This is a genomic window from Rhizobium sp. 10N427 (assembly GCF_056394605.1).
This window is the reverse complement of the sequence record NZ_JBFTID010000011.1, coordinates 37,346-57,657: the sequence shown is the minus strand read 5'-3', so window position 1 is coordinate 57,657 and position 20,312 is coordinate 37,346. Positions and strand designations below refer to the sequence as shown.

At 61.9% G+C, this 20,312-nt stretch carries 15 protein-coding genes and 1 pseudogene; 11 read left to right on the top strand and 5 right to left on the bottom strand.

Features of this window, described 5'->3' with window-relative positions; genetic code table 11:
- The first annotated feature begins 27 nt into the window (after nt 1-27).
- The 4 genes and pseudogenes from AC1DIJ_RS21330 to AC1DIJ_RS21315 all read left to right on the top strand — a co-directional run bounded on the left by AC1DIJ_RS21330 (nt 28) and on the right by AC1DIJ_RS21315 (nt 8,244).
- Nucleotides 28-1,089, top strand: coding sequence for a helix-turn-helix domain-containing protein (locus AC1DIJ_RS21330; RefSeq protein WP_112385508.1), 1,062 nt, complete (start codon nt 28-30; stop codon nt 1,087-1,089).
- Between the two features lie 72 nt (nt 1,090-1,161).
- The gene (locus AC1DIJ_RS21325; RefSeq protein WP_112385509.1) at nt 1,162-2,136 is read left to right on the top strand and encodes a threonine ammonia-lyase; all 975 of its coding nucleotides are present in this window, start codon (nt 1,162-1,164) and stop codon (nt 2,134-2,136) included.
- A 45-nt stretch (nt 2,137-2,181) separates the two neighbouring features.
- Nucleotides 2,182-2,332, top strand: a pseudogene (locus AC1DIJ_RS21320) (GlxA family transcriptional regulator); the annotation flags it as partial.
- A 449-nt stretch (nt 2,333-2,781) separates the two neighbouring features.
- A complete protein-coding gene (locus tag AC1DIJ_RS21315) occupies nt 2,782-8,244 on the top strand; it encodes a hypothetical protein (RefSeq protein ID WP_112385510.1) in 5,463 nt (1,820 codons plus the stop codon).
- Nucleotides 8,245-8,315: 71 nt separating this feature from the next.
- Here the strand turns inward: AC1DIJ_RS21315 and AC1DIJ_RS21310 are convergent, their stop codons facing one another.
- Nucleotides 8,316-9,233, bottom strand: a complete 918-nt coding sequence (locus AC1DIJ_RS21310; protein WP_112385713.1) for a LysR substrate-binding domain-containing protein — start codon at nt 9,231-9,233, stop codon at nt 8,316-8,318.
- Nucleotides 9,234-9,338: 105 nt separating this feature from the next.
- Between AC1DIJ_RS21310 and AC1DIJ_RS21305 the strand changes: the two genes are divergently transcribed.
- Genes AC1DIJ_RS21305 through AC1DIJ_RS21295 form a run of 3 tightly spaced genes read left to right on the top strand, consistent with a single transcriptional unit; the run spans nt 9,339 to nt 10,707 of the window.
- On the top strand, nt 9,339-9,758 hold the full coding sequence (locus tag AC1DIJ_RS21305; protein WP_112385511.1) for a tautomerase family protein: 420 nt from the start codon (nt 9,339-9,341) through the stop codon (nt 9,756-9,758).
- Nucleotides 9,755-10,156, top strand: coding sequence for a cupin domain-containing protein (locus AC1DIJ_RS21300; protein WP_112385512.1), 402 nt, complete (start codon nt 9,755-9,757; stop codon nt 10,154-10,156). Before AC1DIJ_RS21305 ends, AC1DIJ_RS21300 begins: the two co-directional genes overlap by 4 nt.
- Nucleotides 10,153-10,707 (top strand): DUF4865 family protein, encoded by a 555-nt coding sequence (locus AC1DIJ_RS21295; protein ID WP_112385513.1) that lies wholly within the window; start codon nt 10,153-10,155, stop codon nt 10,705-10,707. Before AC1DIJ_RS21300 ends, AC1DIJ_RS21295 begins: the two co-directional genes overlap by 4 nt.
- A 70-nt stretch (nt 10,708-10,777) precedes the next feature.
- On the opposite strand, the gene pyk is transcribed toward AC1DIJ_RS21295, so the two are convergent.
- Together pyk and AC1DIJ_RS21285 are read right to left on the bottom strand one after the other, a co-directional pair.
- Nucleotides 10,778-12,217: a pyruvate kinase gene (gene pyk / locus AC1DIJ_RS21290; protein ID WP_112385514.1), complete on the bottom strand. Its 1,440-nt coding sequence runs from the start codon at nt 12,215-12,217 to the stop codon at nt 10,778-10,780.
- Nucleotides 12,217-12,687 (bottom strand): DUF1036 domain-containing protein, encoded by a 471-nt coding sequence (locus tag AC1DIJ_RS21285; protein WP_112385515.1) that lies wholly within the window; start codon nt 12,685-12,687, stop codon nt 12,217-12,219. Before AC1DIJ_RS21285 ends, pyk begins: the two co-directional genes overlap by 1 nt.
- 219 nt (nt 12,688-12,906) lie before the next feature.
- Between AC1DIJ_RS21285 and AC1DIJ_RS21280 the strand changes: the two genes are divergently transcribed.
- The 3 genes from AC1DIJ_RS21280 (at nt 12,907) to AC1DIJ_RS21270 (ending at nt 14,369) form a co-directional block, all read left to right on the top strand.
- The gene (locus AC1DIJ_RS21280; RefSeq protein WP_112385714.1) at nt 12,907-13,698 is read left to right on the top strand and encodes an N-formylglutamate amidohydrolase; all 792 of its coding nucleotides are present in this window, start codon (nt 12,907-12,909) and stop codon (nt 13,696-13,698) included.
- Nucleotides 13,699-13,708: 10 nt separating this feature from the next.
- A complete protein-coding gene (locus AC1DIJ_RS21275; RefSeq protein WP_112385516.1) occupies nt 13,709-14,014 on the top strand; it encodes a DUF1244 domain-containing protein in 306 nt (101 codons plus the stop codon).
- Between the two features lie 91 nt (nt 14,015-14,105).
- Nucleotides 14,106-14,369: a DUF2312 domain-containing protein gene (locus tag AC1DIJ_RS21270; RefSeq protein ID WP_007822869.1), complete on the top strand. Its 264-nt coding sequence runs from the start codon at nt 14,106-14,108 to the stop codon at nt 14,367-14,369.
- Between the two features lie 127 nt (nt 14,370-14,496).
- Here AC1DIJ_RS21270 and AC1DIJ_RS21265 read toward each other — a convergent pair whose 3' ends face one another.
- Both AC1DIJ_RS21265 and AC1DIJ_RS21260 read right to left on the bottom strand, forming a co-directional pair.
- On the bottom strand, nt 14,497-16,350 hold the full coding sequence (locus AC1DIJ_RS21265) for a peptidoglycan L,D-endopeptidase MepK (RefSeq protein WP_112385517.1): 1,854 nt from the start codon (nt 16,348-16,350) through the stop codon (nt 14,497-14,499).
- Between the two features lie 178 nt (nt 16,351-16,528).
- Complete coding sequence (locus tag AC1DIJ_RS21260) at nt 16,529-18,082, bottom strand: sigma-54-dependent transcriptional regulator (RefSeq protein ID WP_112385518.1); 1,554 nt, start codon at nt 18,080-18,082, stop codon at nt 16,529-16,531.
- Nucleotides 18,083-18,290: 208 nt separating this feature from the next.
- Here AC1DIJ_RS21260 and AC1DIJ_RS21255 point away from each other — a divergent pair, with 208 nt between their 5' ends.
- A complete protein-coding gene (locus AC1DIJ_RS21255) occupies nt 18,291-20,144 on the top strand; it encodes a M3 family oligoendopeptidase (RefSeq protein WP_112385519.1) in 1,854 nt (617 codons plus the stop codon).
- Nucleotides 20,145-20,312 lie beyond the last annotated feature (168 nt).

Here is a 20,312-nt window from a genome sequence, read left to right as displayed (position 1 = left end):
GATGAGAAAAATGTCCGGACACTGCCGATGATTTTCGTACCGCTGCCTTTCGTGGTCGCCCTGCTCCTCTCCATCCTCTTCATCCGGATGCTGAGGATGGAGGAATGGAGCGCGCCCGGGCGGCGGCTGTTTCTGGCGCTGATCGCCGCCTATGCGGTTCAATCCGTCTTCATCGGCCTGCGCTGGGGCTACGACATGCTGGCGATCATGCCGCTGCAGGCCGTGCTCGCCGCCATTGTCGCGCCGCTCTCCTTTGCAAGCTTCGCGGACCTGACGCTTGGCACGCCACGGCCGCTGAGCCGGCAATGGCCGCATCTTCTGCCGGCAATCGGCGTTGCTCTGGCATTCGCCTTCTGGCGGGATATAGTCGGCCTGAGCCTGATCCTGCTCTTCATCGGCTATGGTGTCGCGCTGCTCTGGATTTCGCGAAGCGGCGCCGATGCGCTTGTCGCCTCCCGCCTCGACGGGGCGTTCCTTTCCTATCGCTCGCTGGTCATTACGGCTGTCGCGCTGATCGGCTCGGGCCTGAGCGACGTCGTCATCAGCCTCGATCTCTACCGCACCGGCGGCGCCAACGCCGGGGCCATCGTTGCGCTCGGAAATGTCATCGTTCTCCTGATCCTCGGCGCCGCGGCCTCGATCGCCGGCGGCACGCAGCCTGAACAGGGGATCGACAGCGCTCCACCGTCCCCTGTTCTTCCGACGGAAGAGGACGGCGCCGTCGCCAGCCGTCTCGACAGCCTCATGGAGACCAAGCAGGTCTATCGCGATCCCGAGCTCAATTTGAACCGCATCGCCCGCAAGCTCGGCCTCCCCGCCCGCCGCGTCTCGGTGGCGGTCAACCGCATCCACGGCATGAGCGTCTCGCAATATGTCAACGAATTCCGCATCCGCTTCGCCTGCGATCAACTGGCGCATAGCGATGCGCCGGTCACCAGCGTGATGTTCGAGGCAGGCTTCATCAGCAAGTCGAACTTCAATCGCGAGTTCCTGCGCGTCACCGGCACCAGCCCGACGGAATACCGGCGCCGTGAGCGCGCGCCGCAGCTCGCCAAGGAGACCGCGCTACAGGCTTTCGTGTCACGGTGACAAGAACCGGCGTTCACAAGCGCAAAGCCGTCTTCTATTCATGGCGCAGCACATCAGCCGAAAGAGCATCACATGGCATCCATTGAAATGATCGTCGCCGCCCGCGCCCGTCTGCGCGGACATATCAGGCGCACGCCGCTGCTCTCGTCACCCTTTCTCGACGAGATGGCCGGTCGCCGTGTCTTCGTGAAGGCCGAATGTTTGCAGCACACCGGCTCCTTCAAGTTCCGTGGCGGCTGGTCGGCAGTATCGGGGCTGGAACCCGATATCCGCAAGCGCGGCGTCATCGCCTTCTCGTCCGGCAACCACGCGCAGGGCGTGGCGCTAGCCGCCAAGCTCCACGGCGTCCCCTCGGTCATCATCATGCCCGCGGACGCGCCGAAGCTGAAGATTGACAACACCCGCGCCTTCGGCGCCGAGGTGGTGCTCTACGATCGCGCCAAGGAAGACCGTGACGCGATCGGCGCCCGGCTCTCTGCCGATCGGCGCCTCACGCTGATCAAGCCTTTCGACGAACCGCTCGTGATCGCCGGCCAGGGGACGACGGGTCTTGAGATTGCCGAACAGGCGGAAGAGGAAGGCATCAAGGAAGCCGAAGTTCTGGTGCCCTGCGGCGGCGGCGGACTGAGCTCCGGCATCGCGCTGGCGCTGGAAGCAAGCGCCCCGAGCTTTACCGTCCGCACCTGCGAACCTGAAAACTTCGACGACTTCGCACGCTCGCTGGCATCAGGCGAAATCAAGCGGAATGCGGCGATGGCCGGCTCGATCTGCGATGCGATCATCACGCCTGAACCCGGCAAGATCACCTTTCCGATCCTTCAGAGGCTTGCCGGCGCAGGTATCGCGGTGACGGACGACGAGGCGCTGCGTGCCATGGCGCTCGCCTTCAAGCGGCTGAAGATCATCGTCGAGCCAGGCGGCGCGGTGGCCCTTGCGGCGGCATTGTTCCACGGCAAGGCACTGGAGAGCGATACCGTCATCACCGTCACTTCGGGCGGCAATGTCGATACCGACGTTTTCGCAATGGCGCTGGAGCGCTTCGGCTGACGCCGGGTCCTCGGACCTTATAGCGGGTGGCTGGTTTCGAGCAGAAACCTGCGGCTGGAAGCCGCAAGGCTGTTGATGAGACAGGCGCGCCACCCGATCGGTGCTTTCGCCCGCGAGACCGGCTTTTGCCGATCGCGAGCGGATACGCCGTGCCTTCCTGCGCGCATTCAGCCCGCCACCGCAGAACATCCGCCGGACGCACAGAGCGAACAGGTCCTCTAGACTCGCATTCATTACCGCACGCGGAAGCTGTCTATTTCGCGGCTCCGTTGATCGGGCGTTGTCTCTCCATCCTCACGCAAGCTTAGCACGACACATATCCTGACAAGACGGCGGCAGGTAGGGCTGTAATCGTTGGTTGTGGGGTAAGTCATTTTTCGGCCGATAACGGCTTCGGTTGTTTTAGGCCTGACGATTTGCGGCAGCAATGCCGCATGTCGTGTTGGGAAGGCGGCCGCTTTATGCGCGCCGCATCGATAATGCTTGTCCCGGCCATCGGCTCGCTTCCAGCGATGCCTGTCGAACCATTTGTTTCTGCGTCTTGTTCCGTTGAGTTTGTTGCAAACCGCCCGAAGGCGGTGCGTGCGAACCTTTGGACATCAGACGTGAGACGGTTACCGGCAACGCCAGTGCAAGGGCAACTAGATGACCTCGATCGCTTCCTTTACGACCGCCCAGATCAGAGCTCTCTCGACGAAGACGATCAAGGAGCTTTCGGCCGAGGATATCGGGTCGCTCTCTCCTGATCAGGTGAGGGTTCTCAGCAAGACGCAGATTTCTGCGCTCGAAGCGGAAGATATCAGACAGCTCGACTCAGCTCAGCTTGGTGCCATATCGGCCGGTGCGATTGCCGGTCTGGGACCGGAGCTACTCGCAGCGATCGACGCCGCGAAACTTGCCGCGCTTGGCGGGGCTCAGATCGCCGCCTTGAGCACGACCCAGCTTGCTGTCCTCACCCCCGAGCAGATCGAGGCTCTGACGCCCGATCAGATCAAGGGCCTGAGCGCATCCCAGATTGCTTCGCTCGGGGCGGACGATATCGCCAAGTTTTCGGCAGAAGACGTCGGGGCGATCAGCCCCAAGGCGATCGGCGGCTTGCAGACCGAAGCAGTTTCCGCTCTCAGCGGCGAGCAGATCGCCGCGTTGAGCACCGATCAGATAAAGGCGCTGACGGCAAAGCAGATCGCCGGCTTGACGCCAGGCCAGATCGCGTCGTTCTCCGAGAGCCAGATCGGCGCACTGTCGGCAGCCCAGGTCGGCACGCTGTCCAACATACAAATCGTCGGACTGACTGCCACACAGATCGCAAGCCTCAGCAACACGGCCATCACAGGTCTAAAGGCAACACAGATCGCCGCGATGAGCGATATCCAGCTTGAAGGCCTCAGTGTGGCCCAGGCAGCCGCACTGACCGCAACCCAGGTTGGCGCGCTGGGCGCCGATGACATCGCCAAATTCTCGCCCGACGAAATCGGAGCAATCAGCGCCAAGGCGTTTGCCGCGCTGAAGCCCGAAGCGATCGCGGCTCTCAGCGGCGAGCAGATTTCCAAGTTGAGCGCCGATCAGATCAGAATGCTGACGGTAAAGCAGGTTGCCAGCATAACGCCGGACCATCTCGGTGCATTCTCCGACCTGCAGATCAAGGCACTGTCGGCCACCCAGACAGGCGCATTGACCAACGACCAGATCGGCGGCCTGACGGCAGCGCAGATCGGCCAGCTTAGCACTGGGGGTATCAGCGGTCTGAAGGCGGCGCAGATTGCCGTGATGCAGGCGGATCAGGTGGCCGGTTTGACGGCTGCGCAAGCAGGACTTCTCACAGCTTCCCAGGTTGCCGGCTTTAGCGCCACCAATGTTACCGGGCTGAGCGGAGACGCCATCGCAGCCATCAAATGGCCCAGTGGCCTTAGCAATGCGGCAATTGCGGCACTTGGTAACGATCAGATTGCCAAACTGAGCGCCAATCAGATCAAGTCGCTGACGGCGAAGCAGATCGCCGGCTTCACGCCGGATCAGATCGCCACTTTCTCAGGCGTGCAGATCAATGCATTGTCCGCAGCACAGGTTGGTGCGCTGACCAACGCGCAGATTGCCGGCCTTTCCGGCACACAGATCGGCCAGCTCAACACTGCGGCCACCCCGGGTCTGAAGCCGACACAGATCGCGGCCATGAGCGCGGATCAAGTGGCCGGCATGACTGCAGCGCAGATGGCGGCGATGAGCACCTTGCAGGTTGCCGGCTTCGGCGTCGAAAACATTTCGAAGATGAGCGCGGAGGCCTTTGCGGCGATCAATCCAAAGGCCATCGGCGGCTTGAAGAACGAGATCATCGCAGCCCTGGGAAATGAGCAGGTCGCCTCATTGAGCACGCTGCAGATCAGAGCGCTGACGGCAAAGCAGTTCGCCAGCCTGACACCTGCTCAGTTCGGCACCTTTTCCGACGTACAGATCAAGGCTCTGTCGATAACCCAGGCTGGTGCGCTGACCAACGATCAGATCAGCGGCCTTTCCGGTGCCCAGATCGGCCAGCTGAGCAACACGGCGCTGAGCGTTCTCAAGGCAAGCCAGATCGCTGCGATGACGGCCGAGCAGCTTGAGGGTCTAAGCGTTGCACAGGTTGCTGCCCTGACGGCAACGCAGGTCGGCGCATTGACGCCGGAGGATATCGCCACATTCTCGGACGACGAGATCGCGGCCATCAGCCCCAAGGCCATTGGCGCATTGCCGGCCAATACCATCGCTGCACTCACCGACACGCAGATCGGCATGCTGAGTGCGGATCAGATGAAAGCATTGACCGCCAAACAGATTGCAAGCTTCAGCCCTGCGCAGCTCGGAACGTTTTCCGAGACACAGATGAAAGCTTTGTCGGCAACGCAGACCGGTGCGCTGACCAACGCCCAGATCGGCGGATTTTCCGATATCCAGATCGGTCAACTTAGCAATGCTGCCATATCCGGCCTCAAGGCAACACAGATCGGCGCGATGACGGCTGACCAGCTTGCCGGTCTCACGGCAGCTCAGGCCGCGGCGCTGACGGCAGCGCAGACTGCCGGTCTTACGGCAACCAACGTCACCAAGCTGAGCGACGAAGCCATTGCCGCCCTCAACACCAAGGCGATCGGCGGCCTGAAGAGCGAGGCGATTGCAGCGCTCAGCAACGACCAGATCTCGATGTTGAGCGCTACGCAGATCAAGGCGTTTACGGCATCTCAAATAACCAGCTTCACCCCCGATCAGCTCAGAGGTTTCAGCAACGATCAGATCAACGCGCTGTCTGGAGCTCAAGCCGCATCGCTTGGCACGGCCCAGATTGCAGCATTGACGCCTGCTCAGATCGGTGAACTCAGCAACGCGGCCATTGCCGGTTTGAAGGCGGCGCAGATCGCGGCGATGAGCGCCGACCAGCTGTCCGGACTGACAGCAGCGCAGGCCGCTGTTCTTGCCGCCGCGCAAGTTGCCGGGGTGAACCCGGGCAATTCCACGAAACTGCCCGTCGATGTTATCGCCGCCATCCCCCCGAAGGCGATTACGGGCATGAAGAACGAAACGATCGCCACTCTGACCGACACCCAGATCGGCGAACTCAGCGCCGACCAGATCAAGGCATTCACCGTAGCGCAGATGGGTGGCTTCACTGCCGCTCAGCTCGGCAAGTTCACCGACGAGCAGGTTGGCGCGCTCTCCGCTGCTCAGGTCGGCGCGCTGACCAAGGAGCAGATCGCAGGTCTGTCCGCGGCGCAGATCGGCCAGCTCAGCAGCGCGGCCGTTGCTGGTCTGAAGCCCACGCAGATTGCCGATATGACGGAAGCGCAGCGCGAAGGCCTGAGTGTCGCCCAAGCCGGCGCGCTGACGGCAGCTCAGATTGGTGCGCTCACCGTGGCCGACATAGCCAAGTTCTCCGACGAAGAGATCGCCGCGATCAATCCCAAGTCCATTTCCGGTCTGACCAATGCAGTGATAGCCGCTCTCACCCCAAGCCAGATCGGCAAGTTGAGTGCTGAACAGATCGCAGGCTTGCTGCCCAGCCAGGTTGCCAGCTTGACGGCAACGCAGCTCGGTAAGTTCACTGAAGAACAGATCGGCGCGATAACGGCGGCGCAGGCCGGTTCGCTGACCAATGACCAGATATCAGGCCTGTCCGGCGCGCAGATCGGACAGCTGAGCACCGCGGTTTTTGCCGGTTTGAAGTCCTCTCAGATTGCCGCAATGACGGCTGACCAGATTGCCGGGCTTACGGCCGCGCAGGCCGGTGCCTTGACCGCGGCACAAACGGCTGGCCTGACGGCAGCAAATATCGTCAAGCTTGGCGACGAGGCATTTGCCGCGATCAATCCCAAAGCCATCGCCGGCCTGACCAACGAGGCGATTGCCGCGTTGAGCGATAGTCAGATCGGAAAACTGAGCGCGGAACAGATCGCGTCGGTCACTGCACAGCAAATCCCGGGCTTCACCACAGCGCAGATCGGCAAATTTACCGAGCAGCAGATAGGCGCACTATCCGCGGCTCAGGTCGGCGCACTGACCGGCACACAGATCAGCAGCCTTACTGCGGTTCAGATCGGTCAAATTAGCAATACCGCCTTTGCCAGCCTGACCGCTATGCAGATCGCGGCGATGACGCCAGATCAGGTAGCCACGATCACTGCGGACAAGAGCGCTTTGCTAACTGCGGCACAGGTCGCCGGCTTCAGCGCGCTCGCTGTCAGCAAGCTGAGCGACGATGCCTTCGCGGCCATCGGCGCCACTGCGATTGGCGGCCTCAAGCCGGAGGCCATCAGCGTCCTCAGCGACAGCCAGATCGCCAAGCTCGGCGCTGACAAGCTCAAGGCTTTGACCGCATCGCAGATGCCCGGTTTCACGCCGACTCAGCTCAGCAAGTTCACGGACGAGCAGATGGGGGCGTTGTCGGCGGTGCAAACCGGGGCGTTGACCAACGATCAGATTACGGCTCTCTCCGCTGCCCAGATCGGCCAGCTGAACAACGTTGCGGTTGCCGGCCTGACGCCGGCGCAGATCGCCGCCATGTCGGATACGCAGCTTGAAGCGCTCAGCGTTGCCCAGGTCGGCGCAATGACGGGTGGTCAGGTGGCCGCCCTGAGCCCGCAAGATATTGCGAAATTCACTGCCGAAGAAGTGGCGGCTATCAGCCCAGCGGCGATAGCCGGCCTGAAGAATGACGCGATCGCGGCCCTCAGTACCGAACAAATGGGCAAGCTCAGCAAGGAGCAGATCGCCGGCCTCCTTCCGGCGCAGATCCCGGGCCTCACGCCTGCACAGCTTGCCGGGTTCACCGACGACCAGATCGGTGCCCTGTCGGCAACGCAGGCTGGCGCACTGACCAATGGCCAGATCGCGGCGCTTTCTCCTGCGCAGATCGGCAAGATCAGCGCGACCGCCACCGTCGGCCTTAAGGCAAGCCAGATTACGGCCATGACCGCGGATCAGGTGGCCGGGTTGACCCCGGTTCAGATTGGCGTCCTCACCGCCCTGCAGGTGGCCGGATTGACGGTCGCAAACGTCTCCAAGCTGACGAATGAAGCAATCGGCGCCATCAATGCCAAGGCGATGATCGGCCTGCGGAGCGACGTCATCGCTGCCCTCAGCGATAGCCAGCTCGGCAAGCTCGGCCCCGATCAGCTGAAGGGGCTGACGCCGCAGCAGATTCCGAGCTTCAGCCCGGCTCAGCTTGCCAAGTTCACAGACGCTCAGCTCGGCGCTCTGACTGCCGCCCAGCTAGGCGGGATGAGTGCCGTGCAGATCGGCAGTCTGACCGCCGCACAGATCGGCAAATTCAGCGACACAGCTGTCGCCGGTTTCACGCCAGCCCAGATCGCCGCGATGACGGCTGACCAGATTGAAGGCTTCACACCGGCGCAGACGGCAAAGCTGAGTGCCGCACAGCTCGCCGCGATGGCGCCCGAAGATGTGGCGAAGTTCTCCATCGAAGACATTGCTGCCATCGACACTGGGGCGATTTCCGGACTTTCCGTCGAGGACCTCAGGGGTCTCGACAAGAACCACGCCAACGCCTTCACAAGCCCTCAGGTCCTTGCCATGAACGACCAACAGGTTGCAGCCGTCGTGGCGGCCTATAGCGACTTCTAGAGCAGTCTCTGGTTCTTGGCGGCTCCCCATCAAGGATCGGGAGCAGCTATCAATTCAGCTGTGGCTGAAGCCTAACCGCCAGCAAGCCCCTTCACCGGTATCGCGTTGACCAACGCGTCCCGAACGGATTGCAGGACGAGGGAGGCAAGGCGCGCGGTTGCTGCATCCGGATCCGCTTCCGCGCGGTGCAGCACAAGCCCGAGCGATGGCAGCGGCGGCAGTCCGGCAGCGCCGGGCGCAAGCGCTCCGACTTTTGACGGCAGACCGATCGGCGTGCGGATGGTGATCCCGAGGCCTGCGGCGGTCGCTGCCCACAGCCCGCCGAGGCTGGGACTGACGAAGGAAAGGCGCCAGGGGATGTTGGCGCGGTCGAGAGCATTCGTGGCCGCGGTCCGCAGCAGGCACGGAGCTTCAAGCGAGGCCAGCGGCAGCGGCTCCCCGCTTTCGCCGCTCCACGGCGACGGCCCCGAGGCCGGGCCGATCCATTGCATCGGAACTTCGCCGATCGTCTCGCAATGCGCCGTCACCGCGCCGCTGCTCCAGGCGAGCGCCAGATCGAGCTTGCCTGCTGTCACCCGCTCGATCAGTTCGACATTGCGGACGACACGCGCTTCGATCCGGACCCTTGGGTGCGCCCGGGCAAAACGCCCGAGCACATCGGGCAGCACGGTCTCGCCGAAATCCTCCTGCAGCCCGAGTCGCACCCAGCCCTCCAGCTCGACGCTCTGGATCGCCGCCACCGCCTCGTCGTTCAGTTCAAGCAGACGACGGGCGTAAGCAAGCATCGTCTCGCCCGCCTCTGTCAGCGCCAGCCCGCGGCCGGCTTTGCGGAAGATCGGTGTCCCCGCCTGCTCTTCAAGCTTCTTCAATTGCGCGCTGACGGCGGATGTCGAACGTCCCAGACGTTCGGAAGCCTTGGCGAAATTGCCGAGCTCCATGCCGGTCGCGAAGGTTCGGAGAACATCCAGATCGAAATTCGTCTTGCGCATCATCAATCCCGTTTTTTAGGATCATATGTTCAATATATTCTGATTTTATGGATTAATCTGCCGTGCGATTTTCCTCCTGTCAAGATTTCAAACAAGGATGCTCACATGCCCTTCGTTCGCATCTCCCTTCTCAAAGGCAAATCGCCGGAATACCTGCGCACCCTTTCGGACGGCATCCATCGCGCGCTCGTCGAGGCCTTCGACGTGCCACCTGCCGACCGTTTCCACGAAATCCAGCAGCATGAACCGGGCGAACTGATCTTCGACCGCAACTATCTCGCCGGTCCACGCTCCGACGACTTCGTGCTCTTCGCGATCCGCGCCGGCCGGCCGCGGACGACGGAGATGCGCAAGGCCTTCTTCAAGCGCGCCGCCGAATTGCTGAGCGAGGCGCCGGGGCTTCGGAAGGAAGACATCATGATCACCATCGTCAGCTCTCAGCCCGACGAATGGTCCTTCGGCGACGGCCTGGCGCAGATGGCGGATGACGGCTGGCGCGCCCGCGCCGTGGGAGAGCCGTCATGAGCGGCAATCCTCGCACGATGACCATTTGCCGCCCGGGAAACGTCACGCGCTCGCCCGATGGCCTGGCATCGGCACCCTTCTGGGTCGAGATGCTGCTCGAAGGCGAAGCGCGCGGCGAAAACACGGCCATGCGGGCAACACTCGATCCCGGCACCGTCACCAACTGGCACACGCATCCGCGCGGGCAGCTGCTCTATGTCCTCTCCGGCATCGGCCGCGCCCAGCGCGACGGCGGCCCGGTGGAGGAACTCAGAATGGGCGACGCCGTCTGGTTTGCCCCAAATGAAAAGCACTGGCATGGCGCGGCCGCCGACAGCCCTTTCAGCTATATCAGCATCCAGGCGACCGACGGCGACCGCATCGTCGACTGGCTGGAATCCGTGGAGATATCCCGATGATCGCCATGCAATACAGCTTCACCCTGCCCGCCGATTACGACATGGGCATCATCGACCGCCGGATTCGCGACCGTGGGCCGGGCACCGATGGCTTCCCGCATCTGGGTTTCAAGGCCTATCTCAGCGCCAGGAAAGGCGAGTTCGGCAGCGCGGAAAATCTCTATGCGCCCTTCTATCTCTGGAACGAGCCTGAAGGCGCCAGCAATTTCATCACCGGGCCGGGCTTTGAGGCACTGACCCAGTCCTTCGGGCGCCCGGGCGTCCGGCAGTGGATGGTCTGGCATGCAGCCACTGCGCCCGATCTCGGCAAAGCGCGGTTTGCTTCAAGCGAAATGCTGCCTATCGAGCCGCACGCGGATCTTGCCGGATTGAGAGTGCAGGAAACGGAGCGTGCGTCGCAAGCAGGCAGCAGGCGCGGTGTGCTGGCCGCAATCTCGGCTTTCGAAGCGACGACGTGGTCGCTCGTCCGCTTCACGCTTTATTGCGACGCGCCGCTGATATCGGGTGATGGCCAGATCTACCGGGTCGGCCATATGTCCCTGCAAGCGTAAGCCGATCTACCCAAAAGAAAAAACCCGCCGTGTTCGCGGCGGGTTTTGTATTCCTGGCAATCTCTGAGGATCAGATGCCGCTGCGGCCGTCGGAGCCGATATAGGCGATGCGGATCATGTTGGTAGCACCAGGCGTGCCGAGCGGAACGCCGGCCGAGATGATGATGCGGTCGCCGGGCTTGCCGAAGCCTTCGTCGGCAACGATGCGGCAGGCGCGGTTGACCATGTCGTCTAGGTCGGTCGCATCGTGGGTGACGACGCAGTGCAGGCCCCAGACAATCGCCAGACGGCGGGCCGTCTTGATGATCGGCGACAGCGCCAGGATCGGCACCTGCGGGCGCTCGCGCGAGGCGCGCAGACCCGTCGTACCAGACGAGGTGTAACAGACGATCGCCGAGAGCTTCAGCGTTTCGGCAATCTGGCGGCCGGCGAGCGAGATCGCGTCGGCACCGGTTGCCTCGGGCTGAGCGCGCTGCGCGTAGATGATACCCGGGTAATGCGGCTCGCGCTCGATGGCGGTGGCGATCGACGCCATGGTGGCCACGGCTTCGACCGGGTAGTCGCCCGATGCCGATTCAGCCGAGAGCATGACGGCGTCGGCGCCTTCGAAAACGGCGGTCGCTACGTCGGAGACTTCAGCGCGGGTCGGAACCGGTGCGGTGATCATCGATTCCAGCATCTGCGTCGCGACGACGACTGGCTTGCCCGAACGGCGGCAGGCGCGGATCAGCTGCTTCTGGATGCCGGGAACGGCTTCAAGCGGCATTTCAACGCCGAGGTCGCCACGGGCAACCATCAGCGCATCGGACAATTCGATGATTTCTTCGATGCGCTCGATCGCCTGCGGCTTCTCGATCTTCGACATGATGCCGACGCGGCCCTTGGCGATCTTGCGCACTTCGGCGAGATCTTCCGGGCGCTGCACGAAGGAGAGCGCAACCCAGTCGACGTCGTCGGTGGCGAGAACGGCATCCAGATCGACGCGGTCCTTATCCGTCAGAACGCCGACAGTGAGCAGCGTATCGGGAAGGCTGACGCCCTTGCGGTCGGAAATCTTGGTGCCCGAGATAACCGTGGTGACGATGCTCTTGCCGTCGCACTTTTCAGCGCGAAGGGCGAGCTTGCCGTCGTCGATCAGCAGGCGGTGGCCCGGCTGTACCGATTCCAGGATTTCCGGGTGCGGCAGGAAGACGCGGGTGGCATCGCCGGGCGCTTCGTTGTTGTCGAGCGTGAAGGTCTGGCCGGGCTTCAGGTCGACCTTGGTATCGGCGAACTTGCCGACGCGAAGCTTCGGGCCCTGGAGGTCGGCGAGAATGCCGATCGGGCGGCCGGAGCGGGCTTCGACCGAGCGGATGCGCTGGATCAGCGAGCGCATCACGTCATGGCTCGCATGGCTCATGTTGATGCGGAAGACATCGGCACCAGCCTGGTGCAGCTTCTCGATCATCGCTTCGTCGCTGGAGGCGGGGCCGAGCGTGGCGAGGATTTTTACTTTGCGGTTACGCTTCATCAATTCGGGCTTTCTTGCGTTCCGGGCGTATCGGAAAGTTGGACCATCCAGCTACCCTGGCGGCCCGTATCATATTCCTTGAACCCCATCTTCTGGTAGCCACGGGCATAGCAATCATTGACGCCCGTGATCTTGAACTCGTTCTCCGCTACGCACATCTGCACATCGCCCGTCCAACGGCCTCCCCGGGCGGCATCTTCTGCGTAGAGGTAGTAATATCGCGACTGCAGCTCTCCTTCGATCAGCGTCGCGCAGGTCGTTGCCGGGACCTGCCACCAGCCTTCGGTGATCCAGCCATCCTTGGCACGATAGCCGATGGCGACGCCGACCAGATTTTGGGTGCCATTGCAGACGCGGAAATCCGCGCGTGCCGCGTTTGCGGCGAAGAATGGCATCATGGCTGCGAATGCGAACAAAGCGAGGCGGGCAAGCGGCCCGGACCGGGTGAGGAAACTTGGTGCGGCTTGCATCAACACGGCTTCCGATTTGCTCCCACGGTTATTCGTTTTCCCGTGCCTTCTTGCGCCGCCATCCCGCGAATGTCAACGCGATGCTAATCGATTATATTCCTTTCATAACCTGCTTGTGACCGGCGAGTCACGGCTGTTGCCGTCTCATCCCGCTTGAACCTCCGGCACGTGCATGCGATCAGTGGCGCCTTGCCCGAAATGACGAATGGCCCTTCGCTGATGGAAGACTTCAAACCCTTCGAAATCCTACCCGGCAATCATGACAGCGGCATGGTGATCCTTGGCGATCACGCCATGAACCGGCTGCCGGAAGGTTATGGAAAGCTTGGCCTGCCGGAGACGGCCTTTGCCCGGCATATTGCTTACGACATCGGTATCGAGGGGCTGGTGCGCAGCCTCTCGGCCAGGCTCGGCGTTCCCGCCGTCCTCGGCGGCTTCTCGCGGCTGCTGATCGATCCGAACCGCGGTGAGGACGACCCGACGCTAATCATGAAGATCTCGGATGGCGCCATCATTCCGGGCAACCACCCGATCTCCTCCGTCGAATGGCAGAACCGCATCGAGCGCTTCCACCGGCCCTATCACGATGCCGTGGCGGCAGAGATCGCCAAGGTGGCGAGCGCCACGGGCAAGGCGCCGCTGGTCCTGTCGCTGCATTCCTATACGCCCGCCTGGAAGGGCGTTCCCCGCCCGTGGCACGCAGCCGTCCTCTGGGACAGCGACCACCGCGCCGTCGGCCCGCTGCTTGACATGCTCCGCCGCGATCCCGATCTCATTGTCGGCGACAACGAACCCTATGACGGGGCGTTGAAGGGTGACACCATGTACCGGCACTGCATGGTATCGGGCATTCCGCACGCCCTGCTTGAGGTCCGTCAGGATCTTATCGGCGACGAGGCCGGCATCGCCGGTTGGGCGGCGCGGCTGGCGCCGGTCTTCGAGGCGATGAATGCCGATCCGGCGTTGCACGAATACCAGGTGCACCCGTCGCGCACCGGCCCCTATACATGAAGGAATCGAGATGACCGACCTGACGAAAGAACAGCAGACAGAGTTTGAGGCCGCCGCCTTTCGCAGGCTGGTGGCGCATCTGCGCGATCGCACCGACGTGCAGAACATCGACCTGATGAACTTTGCAGGCTTCTGCCGCAACTGCCTGTCGAACTGGTACCGCGAAGCGGCCGAGGAAAACGGCGTAGCCGTCACCAAGGATCAATCCCGCGAGATCGTCTACGGCATGCCCTACGAGCAGTGGAAAACCCTCCACCAGAACGAGGCTTCGGAAGCACAGAAAGCTGCTTTCGACACGAACAACCCGCACAAATAAGCCGATGATGGCCGAAGGGGCTTGACCGCGGCGCCGCTTCACGGCAGTCAACGCCCACGAATTTCAATCCGCAAAAATCAGGAGAACACGGATGTCTGATGCTCACGGCGTCGCCCGCGATCAGCTTCGCGCTTTTGTCGAGCGTATCGAACGCCTGGAAGAAGAAAAGAAGACCATCGCCGACGACATCAAGGACGTCTACGGCGAAGCCAAGGGCATGGGCTTCGACACCAAAATCCTCAAGAAGGTCGTTGCCCTGCGCAAGAAGGACGAACAGGAGCGCATGGAAGAAGATGCGATCCTCGACACCTACCTGCATGCTCTTGGCATGATCGAGTCGCCGCCCGAAGGTTGAGCCGCGACGGCATAGTTCAAAAGCCGCCAGGCCTCGCGCCTCGGCGGCTTTTTCTATGGCCTGACGGGTCCACAAACAAAAAGGCCGCCGGATCGCTCCAGCGGCCTTTGTCAAACGATTGGACGCCTCAGTTCGTGTTGAACTTCTTCACTTCCATGAAGTTGACGGCCGTGCCGCTGAAACGGCCGGGATCGATGGAAGCGGTCTTGACGTTGAAGCCTTCGGCATAGACGGCGGTCGGCTGTGCGCGGAGCGTCTGGCTAACGAAGCGCGGCGCCTTGACTGGCTTGGTGACCATTTCGAGACGCGCATTGGTGAGCGCCCACTGCGAGATCATCTTTTGCGTCAGCTTGGGCTCGGTGCGAACCGAAGCGCGGCCTGCATCGGCGGCGGCAGCAACGGCCTTGGTCGGACGTCCACCCTTGGACGGCGTTACAGGGACGGCATCATCAACGCTGACCTGCTGCTGAGGCAGATCGAAGTTATCGCCGAAGCTTGCCGACTTTGTCGGTGCAAGTGCTGCAAGCTGCACCGGCGTCTTGGCGGCGACAGGCTTCGATCCGGGCATAGCTGCATTGATCGCCTGCTCGACCGTCGCCGGCGCGAGAGCAGCAACCTGCGGACCGGAAGCAGCGCTATCCTTGTCGAGCTGCTGTGCAACGGCAGGAGAAAGCTGCTCGGCTTCCGCTTCGTCGCCCGCAGCATCTGGATCAGCATCAGCAGCCGCAGCCAGAAGGTTTTCGGCAGCAACAGGACGATCAACAGGCGTCGGAACAGGAATGGACGGATCGACTGACGCCACTTCCGCATCACCCGGCTCGCGGCGCTGACCAAGCAGTTCCGGAACAGGAACATGATAGGTGCTGAGATCGGCAAACTGCTGCGGCTGGTCTTCCTGCGCCGTTGCGGCAGCAAGAGCCTGCTGAGCTGCGTTGCCCGAATTGGCCGGAAGCATCGCATTGGCGACTTCGCCGCCGCCGAGCTGACCGGCGAATGCCGGACGAACCTGCGGAACCGGCGCATTAACCGCGGCAACCTGAACTTCTTCTTGCACCGGCTCGGCCGCGGCGGCCGGAGCTTCAGGCTTGGTCGGCGTTGCCTTGGCAACAGCGACAGGAGCCGAATCGTCCGAGCTGTCCTCTTCTTCGTCCGCACCGCCACCGAACAACGCTGCAAACAGCGTCTTCGGCTTCTTCGTTTCAGAGAGACTGTCACCACCGACCGCAGCAACCAGCGTGTCGGAATTCACGCGGCGCTTATAGTCAGCCAGAGCCTGCTGGTAGCCGGGAAGCGGCGTGCCGTCGGCAGGGATATGAAGCGTGTTGCCCTTCGGGAAGAGGCGGACGAGCTCATCGCGGCTCATGCGCGGCCAGGCACGAACGCCGCCGACATCCATATGCACGAAGGGCGAACCAGACTTGGGATAGAAGCCGACACCGCCGACCTGCATCTTCATGCCGATCGCGCGCAGCGTCGCTAGCTTCACGTCAGGAATGAAGAAGTCCATCGCCTTGCCGAGCATATGCTGGCTCTTCTCGGCGACACCGGAATTGCGCGAACGCGACTTCAGCATCGCATTGGTGCCCGGCGAGCGGAAACCGCAAACGACGTTGATGTAATCTTTCGAGCCACTCTGGCGGTAGACTTCCCAGATCAGGTCGAACAGATGCGGATCCATCTTCGTCGGCTGGTTCTTGCGCCAGTCGCGAAGGAATCGGTTCAGCTGCTCAAGACCCTTCGGGTCGAACTTGCCGTTGCGCTTGTAGGTGATGACGGCCTTTTCACCGGTATGGATGAAATAGAGCTTCAGGCTGCGTGTCTCGCCGGCCGCTTCGGAAGGCGTGCCGACGAATACAGGTGAGGATACCGCAAGCGCGAGGAGGGCGGCCATTGCCGTCCGGACCACCTTTCCGCCAACGTTGGCGCACAGCGTACGCCAGCTCAAGCGCGAAGGCTTGGTATGCTCATTCAGATCCGGCAAACTCAATCCCCGTCAGACTGCCAAATGTCCGGCTGTCCCAATGACTGTCAAATGCGGTGACACGATGGCAAAAATGCCACACACGATCAACCTTTTCTTTACATAGTCAACGATCGACTAACAAGTGGTTTATGAACAGTAACCGAACATGCTTGCGGGAATATTAACGGATTGTGGACTAAGCGGCGTCCTTCTGGGGATTATCGGGGTCAATCCCGTAGTCCTTCAGCTTGCGATACAGCGTCGAACGGCCGATCCCCAGTTTCCTCGCCACTTGACTCATCTGGCCCCGGTAGAATTTAAGGGCGAATCGGATCAACTCCTCTTCGACGTCAGCAAGTTTCCTCACCTCGCCGGCTGGATTGACGCTCGCGATCGCGTTTTCGGCGCTATCGGCGTGACGATGCGCAGCATCGAGAACGGAGGGCGGCGGAACGCTGTAGTCGGATGCCGCGAACTCCGCATCGTGATCGCGATGCGTGTTGTCGGCGACCAGCGCCAAGTGATCGATCACGTCATATTCCGGCAGCTGCGCCGCAATCTGCGGGAAATCAGATTCCGTCAACTCAGGGCCTTCGGCCAGAACGACAGCACGGAAGATGGCGTTTTCCAGCTGCCGGATGTTGCCCGGCCAGTCGTAAGCCGTCAGCAGCGCCAGCGCAGCGGAATTGACGGTCATGCGATGCCCGTTCTTCTGCTCCGATGAGAACCGGTCGGTGAAGACGCGCACCAGATGCGGAATGTCTTCCTTGCGCTTGCGCAGCGCCGGAATGGTGATCGGGAAGACGTTGAGGCGGTAATAGAGATCCTCGCGGAAGTGGCCGTTCTTGACCTCCTCGATCAGATCCTTGTTGGTCGCCGAAATCAGGCGGACATTGACCTTATGTGCGGTGCGGGCACCGACGGTCTCGATCTCGCCCTGCTGGACGGCGCGCAGCAGCTTGACCTGAACCTCAAGCGGCAGATCGCCGATTTCATCGAGGAAGATCGTGCCGCCATCGGCCTCCATGAACTTTCCGGTATGGCGCTCGGTCGCGCCTGTGAAAGCGCCCTTCTCATGGCCGAATAGAATGCTCTCGACCAGATTGTGCGGGATCGCACCACAGTTGACGGTCACGAACGGCTTGCCGGATCGGTCGCCGGCAGACTGGATCGCCCGGGCAACAAGCTCCTTGCCGACGCCGGACTCGCCTTCGAGCACAACAGGAATATTCGATTGCGCGGCACGCTGCGCCAGATCGATGACGCGAAGCATTGCCGGGCTTGCCGACACGATATCATCGAAGCCGACCACACCGGAGCGCGAACGGCGGCCGGAGCGGGCCTTCACTTCGCGCTGGTCGAGCTTCATTGCATTGGCGATCGAGGTAGCGATCCGCTCGGGCGAGACAGGCTTGACGACGAAATCGAAGGCGCCGGCGCGCATCGCCTGGACTACCGTTTCGATGCCGCCCTGCCCGGTCTGCACGATCACCGGGATCTGTGTGCCGAATTCGTGCACCGCTTCCAGGAATTCGAGACCGGTCATCTCCGGCATCATCAGGTCGAGCACGATGACATTGAAGAGGCCGGCATCGCGCTTGACCATCTCCAGGCCGATGCGGCCGTTTTCTGCCTGATGGACGACGTGCCCGTGGCGCTCGATTGCGTTCTTCAACAGACGGCGCTGTACCGGGTCATCCTCGACCACGAGTATCTGCCCTGCCCCTTTGAGCTCATTGTAACCGGTCATTGTCGCCTCACTTCATGCGAAACCTAGGTTGCACTCTGCCTGAAAGGCTTGAACATCCAGTTTTGAGAAATAATCGCATTTTAACGATTGTGACGATGGCGATTCCGTATCGAACCGGGGCCTTTAACGCGCCGAAAGCCCCTTGATGCGGGACCTTCCGGCGCTTAGGTAGTCAGACCTGTTTTGAATGAGGAAGAGGAGCTTCGCCATGAATTTTGCGCTCAACGCTGCCGGTCTTAATTTCTCGGCAACATCTGCCGGTGGCGCGGCTGACGCTGCGCTCGGCGATCTTCCGGTCTGGAAACTGCAGGACCTCTACCCCTCAGCAACATCGACGGCCTTTACCAGTGACATGGAAAAGGCAGGCAAGAACGCGATCGCCTTCGAGGAGAAATGGAAAGGCAAGCTTGCCGAAGCCGCCACCAAGACCGGCGCCGATGGCATCGGCCAGGCGCTGAAGGAATATGAAGCGCTCGACGACATCATCGGCCGGCTCGGCTCCTTTGCCGGCCTCACCTATTTCTCCGATACGACGAGCCCTGTTAACGGCAAGCTGTATGGCGACGTGCAGGCGCGCATCACCGAATACTCAGGCCACCTCTTGTTCTTCGCGCTGGAACTGAACCGCATCGACGACGCTGTCATGGATGCCTGCATGGAAAACGACCCGGCTGCCGGACACTACCGTCCCTGGCTCGTCGATTTGCGAAAGGACAAGCCCTATCAGCTGGATGACAAGCTGGAGCAGCTCTTCCTCGAGAAGTCGATGACATCGGCCGCCGCCTTCAACCGCCTGTTCGACGAGACGATGGCCGAGCTTCGCTATGAGATCGACGGCGAGAAGGTGCCGCTCGAAGTCGCGCTCAACATGCTGCAGGACCCGGATCCGGAAGCCCGCCACAAGGCGGCGATGGCGCTGGCCGAAACCTTCAAGGCCAACATCCGCGTCTTCACGCTGATTACCAATACGCTCGCCAAGGACAAGGATATCGCCGACCGCTGGCGCGGTTTCGAGGACATCGCCGACTCCAGGCACCTTGCCAACCGTGTCGAGCGCGAAGTGGTCGATGCTCTGGCTGCCGCCGTCAAGCAGGCCTATCCGCGGCTGTCGCACCGCTATTACAAGATGAAGGCGAAATGGCTCGGAATGGACCAGATGAATTTCTGGGACCGCAACGCACCGCTGCCGGAAACCTCGAACGCCGTCATTTCCTGGAACGAGGCGAAGGATACCGTTCTCTCGGCCTATGGCAACTTCGCCCCCGAGATGGCCGATATCGCCAGGCGCTTCTTCGACGAACAGTGGATCGACGCGCCGGTTCGCCCCGGCAAGGCGCCCGGCGCCTTCGCGCATCCGACGGTGCCGTCGGCTCATCCCTATGTGCTCGTCAATTACATGGGCAAGCCGCGCGACGTGATGACGCTCGCCCATGAGCTCGGCCACGGCGTCCATCAGGTTCTTGCCGGCGGACAGGGCGCGCTGATGTGCCAGACGCCGCTGACGCTGGCCGAAACCGCCTCGGTCTTCGGCGAAATGCTGACCTTCCGCGCCCTGCTCGACAAGACGGCGGACAAGCGCGAGCGCAAGGCGATGCTAGCCCAGAAGGTCGAGGACATGATCAACACGGTCGTGCGCCAGATCGCCTTCTACGAATTCGAGCGCAAGCTGCACACCGCGCGCAAGGCCGGCGAACTGACCGCCGACGATATCGGCGAACTCTGGCTGTCGGTTCAGTCAGAGAGCCTCGGACCGGCGATCAAGATTTCCGAGGTTTACGAGACTTACTGGACCTATATCCCGCACTTCATCCACTCGCCCTTCTATGTCTACGCCTACGCTTTCGGCGACTGCCTGGTGAACTCGCTCTATGCCGTCTACCAGAAAGCGGACAAGGGCTTCCAGGACAAGTATTTCGAACTCCTGAAGGCCGGCGGCACCAAGCATCACTCCGAGCTCCTGAAGCCTTTCGGCCTGGATGCCACCGATCCGTCGTTCTGGAGCAAGGGACTGTCGATGATCGAGGGGCTGATCGACGAACTGGAAGCTTTGGATAAGGGCTGAAGCGATAGGCCTCCTTCTCGCGGGGAGAAGGTCGACGAAGGGCGATCAGCGAGACGGCTTTCCGCATGTCAGGCGGGTTACGCCGTCCTTGCTGCCGTCCAAGAGAGAACGAATGACGCCAACCCACCCACTCCCGCATTCCTGTGCTCGTCACAGGAATCCAGCCAC

Coding starts and splice junctions, on each gene's coding strand:
- AC1DIJ_RS21280 (WP_112385714.1), top strand. CDS start 12,907: ATGGAAGACTTCAAACCCTTCGAAATCCTACCCGGCAATCATGACAGC.
- AC1DIJ_RS21330 (WP_112385508.1), top strand. CDS start 28: ATGATTTTCGTACCGCTGCCTTTCGTGGTCGCCCTGCTCCTCTCCATC.
- AC1DIJ_RS21275 (WP_112385516.1), top strand. CDS start 13,709: ATGACCGACCTGACGAAAGAACAGCAGACAGAGTTTGAGGCCGCCGCC.
- AC1DIJ_RS21315 (WP_112385510.1), top strand. CDS start 2,782: ATGACCTCGATCGCTTCCTTTACGACCGCCCAGATCAGAGCTCTCTCG.
- AC1DIJ_RS21305 (WP_112385511.1), top strand. CDS start 9,339: ATGCCCTTCGTTCGCATCTCCCTTCTCAAAGGCAAATCGCCGGAATAC.
- AC1DIJ_RS21310 (WP_112385713.1), bottom strand. CDS start 9,233: ATGCGCAAGACGAATTTCGATCTGGATGTTCTCCGAACCTTCGCGACC.
- AC1DIJ_RS21255 (WP_112385519.1), top strand. CDS start 18,291: ATGAATTTTGCGCTCAACGCTGCCGGTCTTAATTTCTCGGCAACATCT.
- AC1DIJ_RS21260 (WP_112385518.1), bottom strand. CDS start 18,082: ATGACCGGTTACAATGAGCTCAAAGGGGCAGGGCAGATACTCGTGGTC.
- pyk (WP_112385514.1), bottom strand. CDS start 12,217: ATGAAGCGTAACCGCAAAGTAAAAATCCTCGCCACGCTCGGCCCCGCC.
- AC1DIJ_RS21285 (WP_112385515.1), bottom strand. CDS start 12,687: ATGCAAGCCGCACCAAGTTTCCTCACCCGGTCCGGGCCGCTTGCCCGC.
- AC1DIJ_RS21270 (WP_007822869.1), top strand. CDS start 14,106: ATGTCTGATGCTCACGGCGTCGCCCGCGATCAGCTTCGCGCTTTTGTC.
- AC1DIJ_RS21295 (WP_112385513.1), top strand. CDS start 10,153: ATGATCGCCATGCAATACAGCTTCACCCTGCCCGCCGATTACGACATG.
- AC1DIJ_RS21300 (WP_112385512.1), top strand. CDS start 9,755: ATGAGCGGCAATCCTCGCACGATGACCATTTGCCGCCCGGGAAACGTC.
- AC1DIJ_RS21325 (WP_112385509.1), top strand. CDS start 1,162: ATGGCATCCATTGAAATGATCGTCGCCGCCCGCGCCCGTCTGCGCGGA.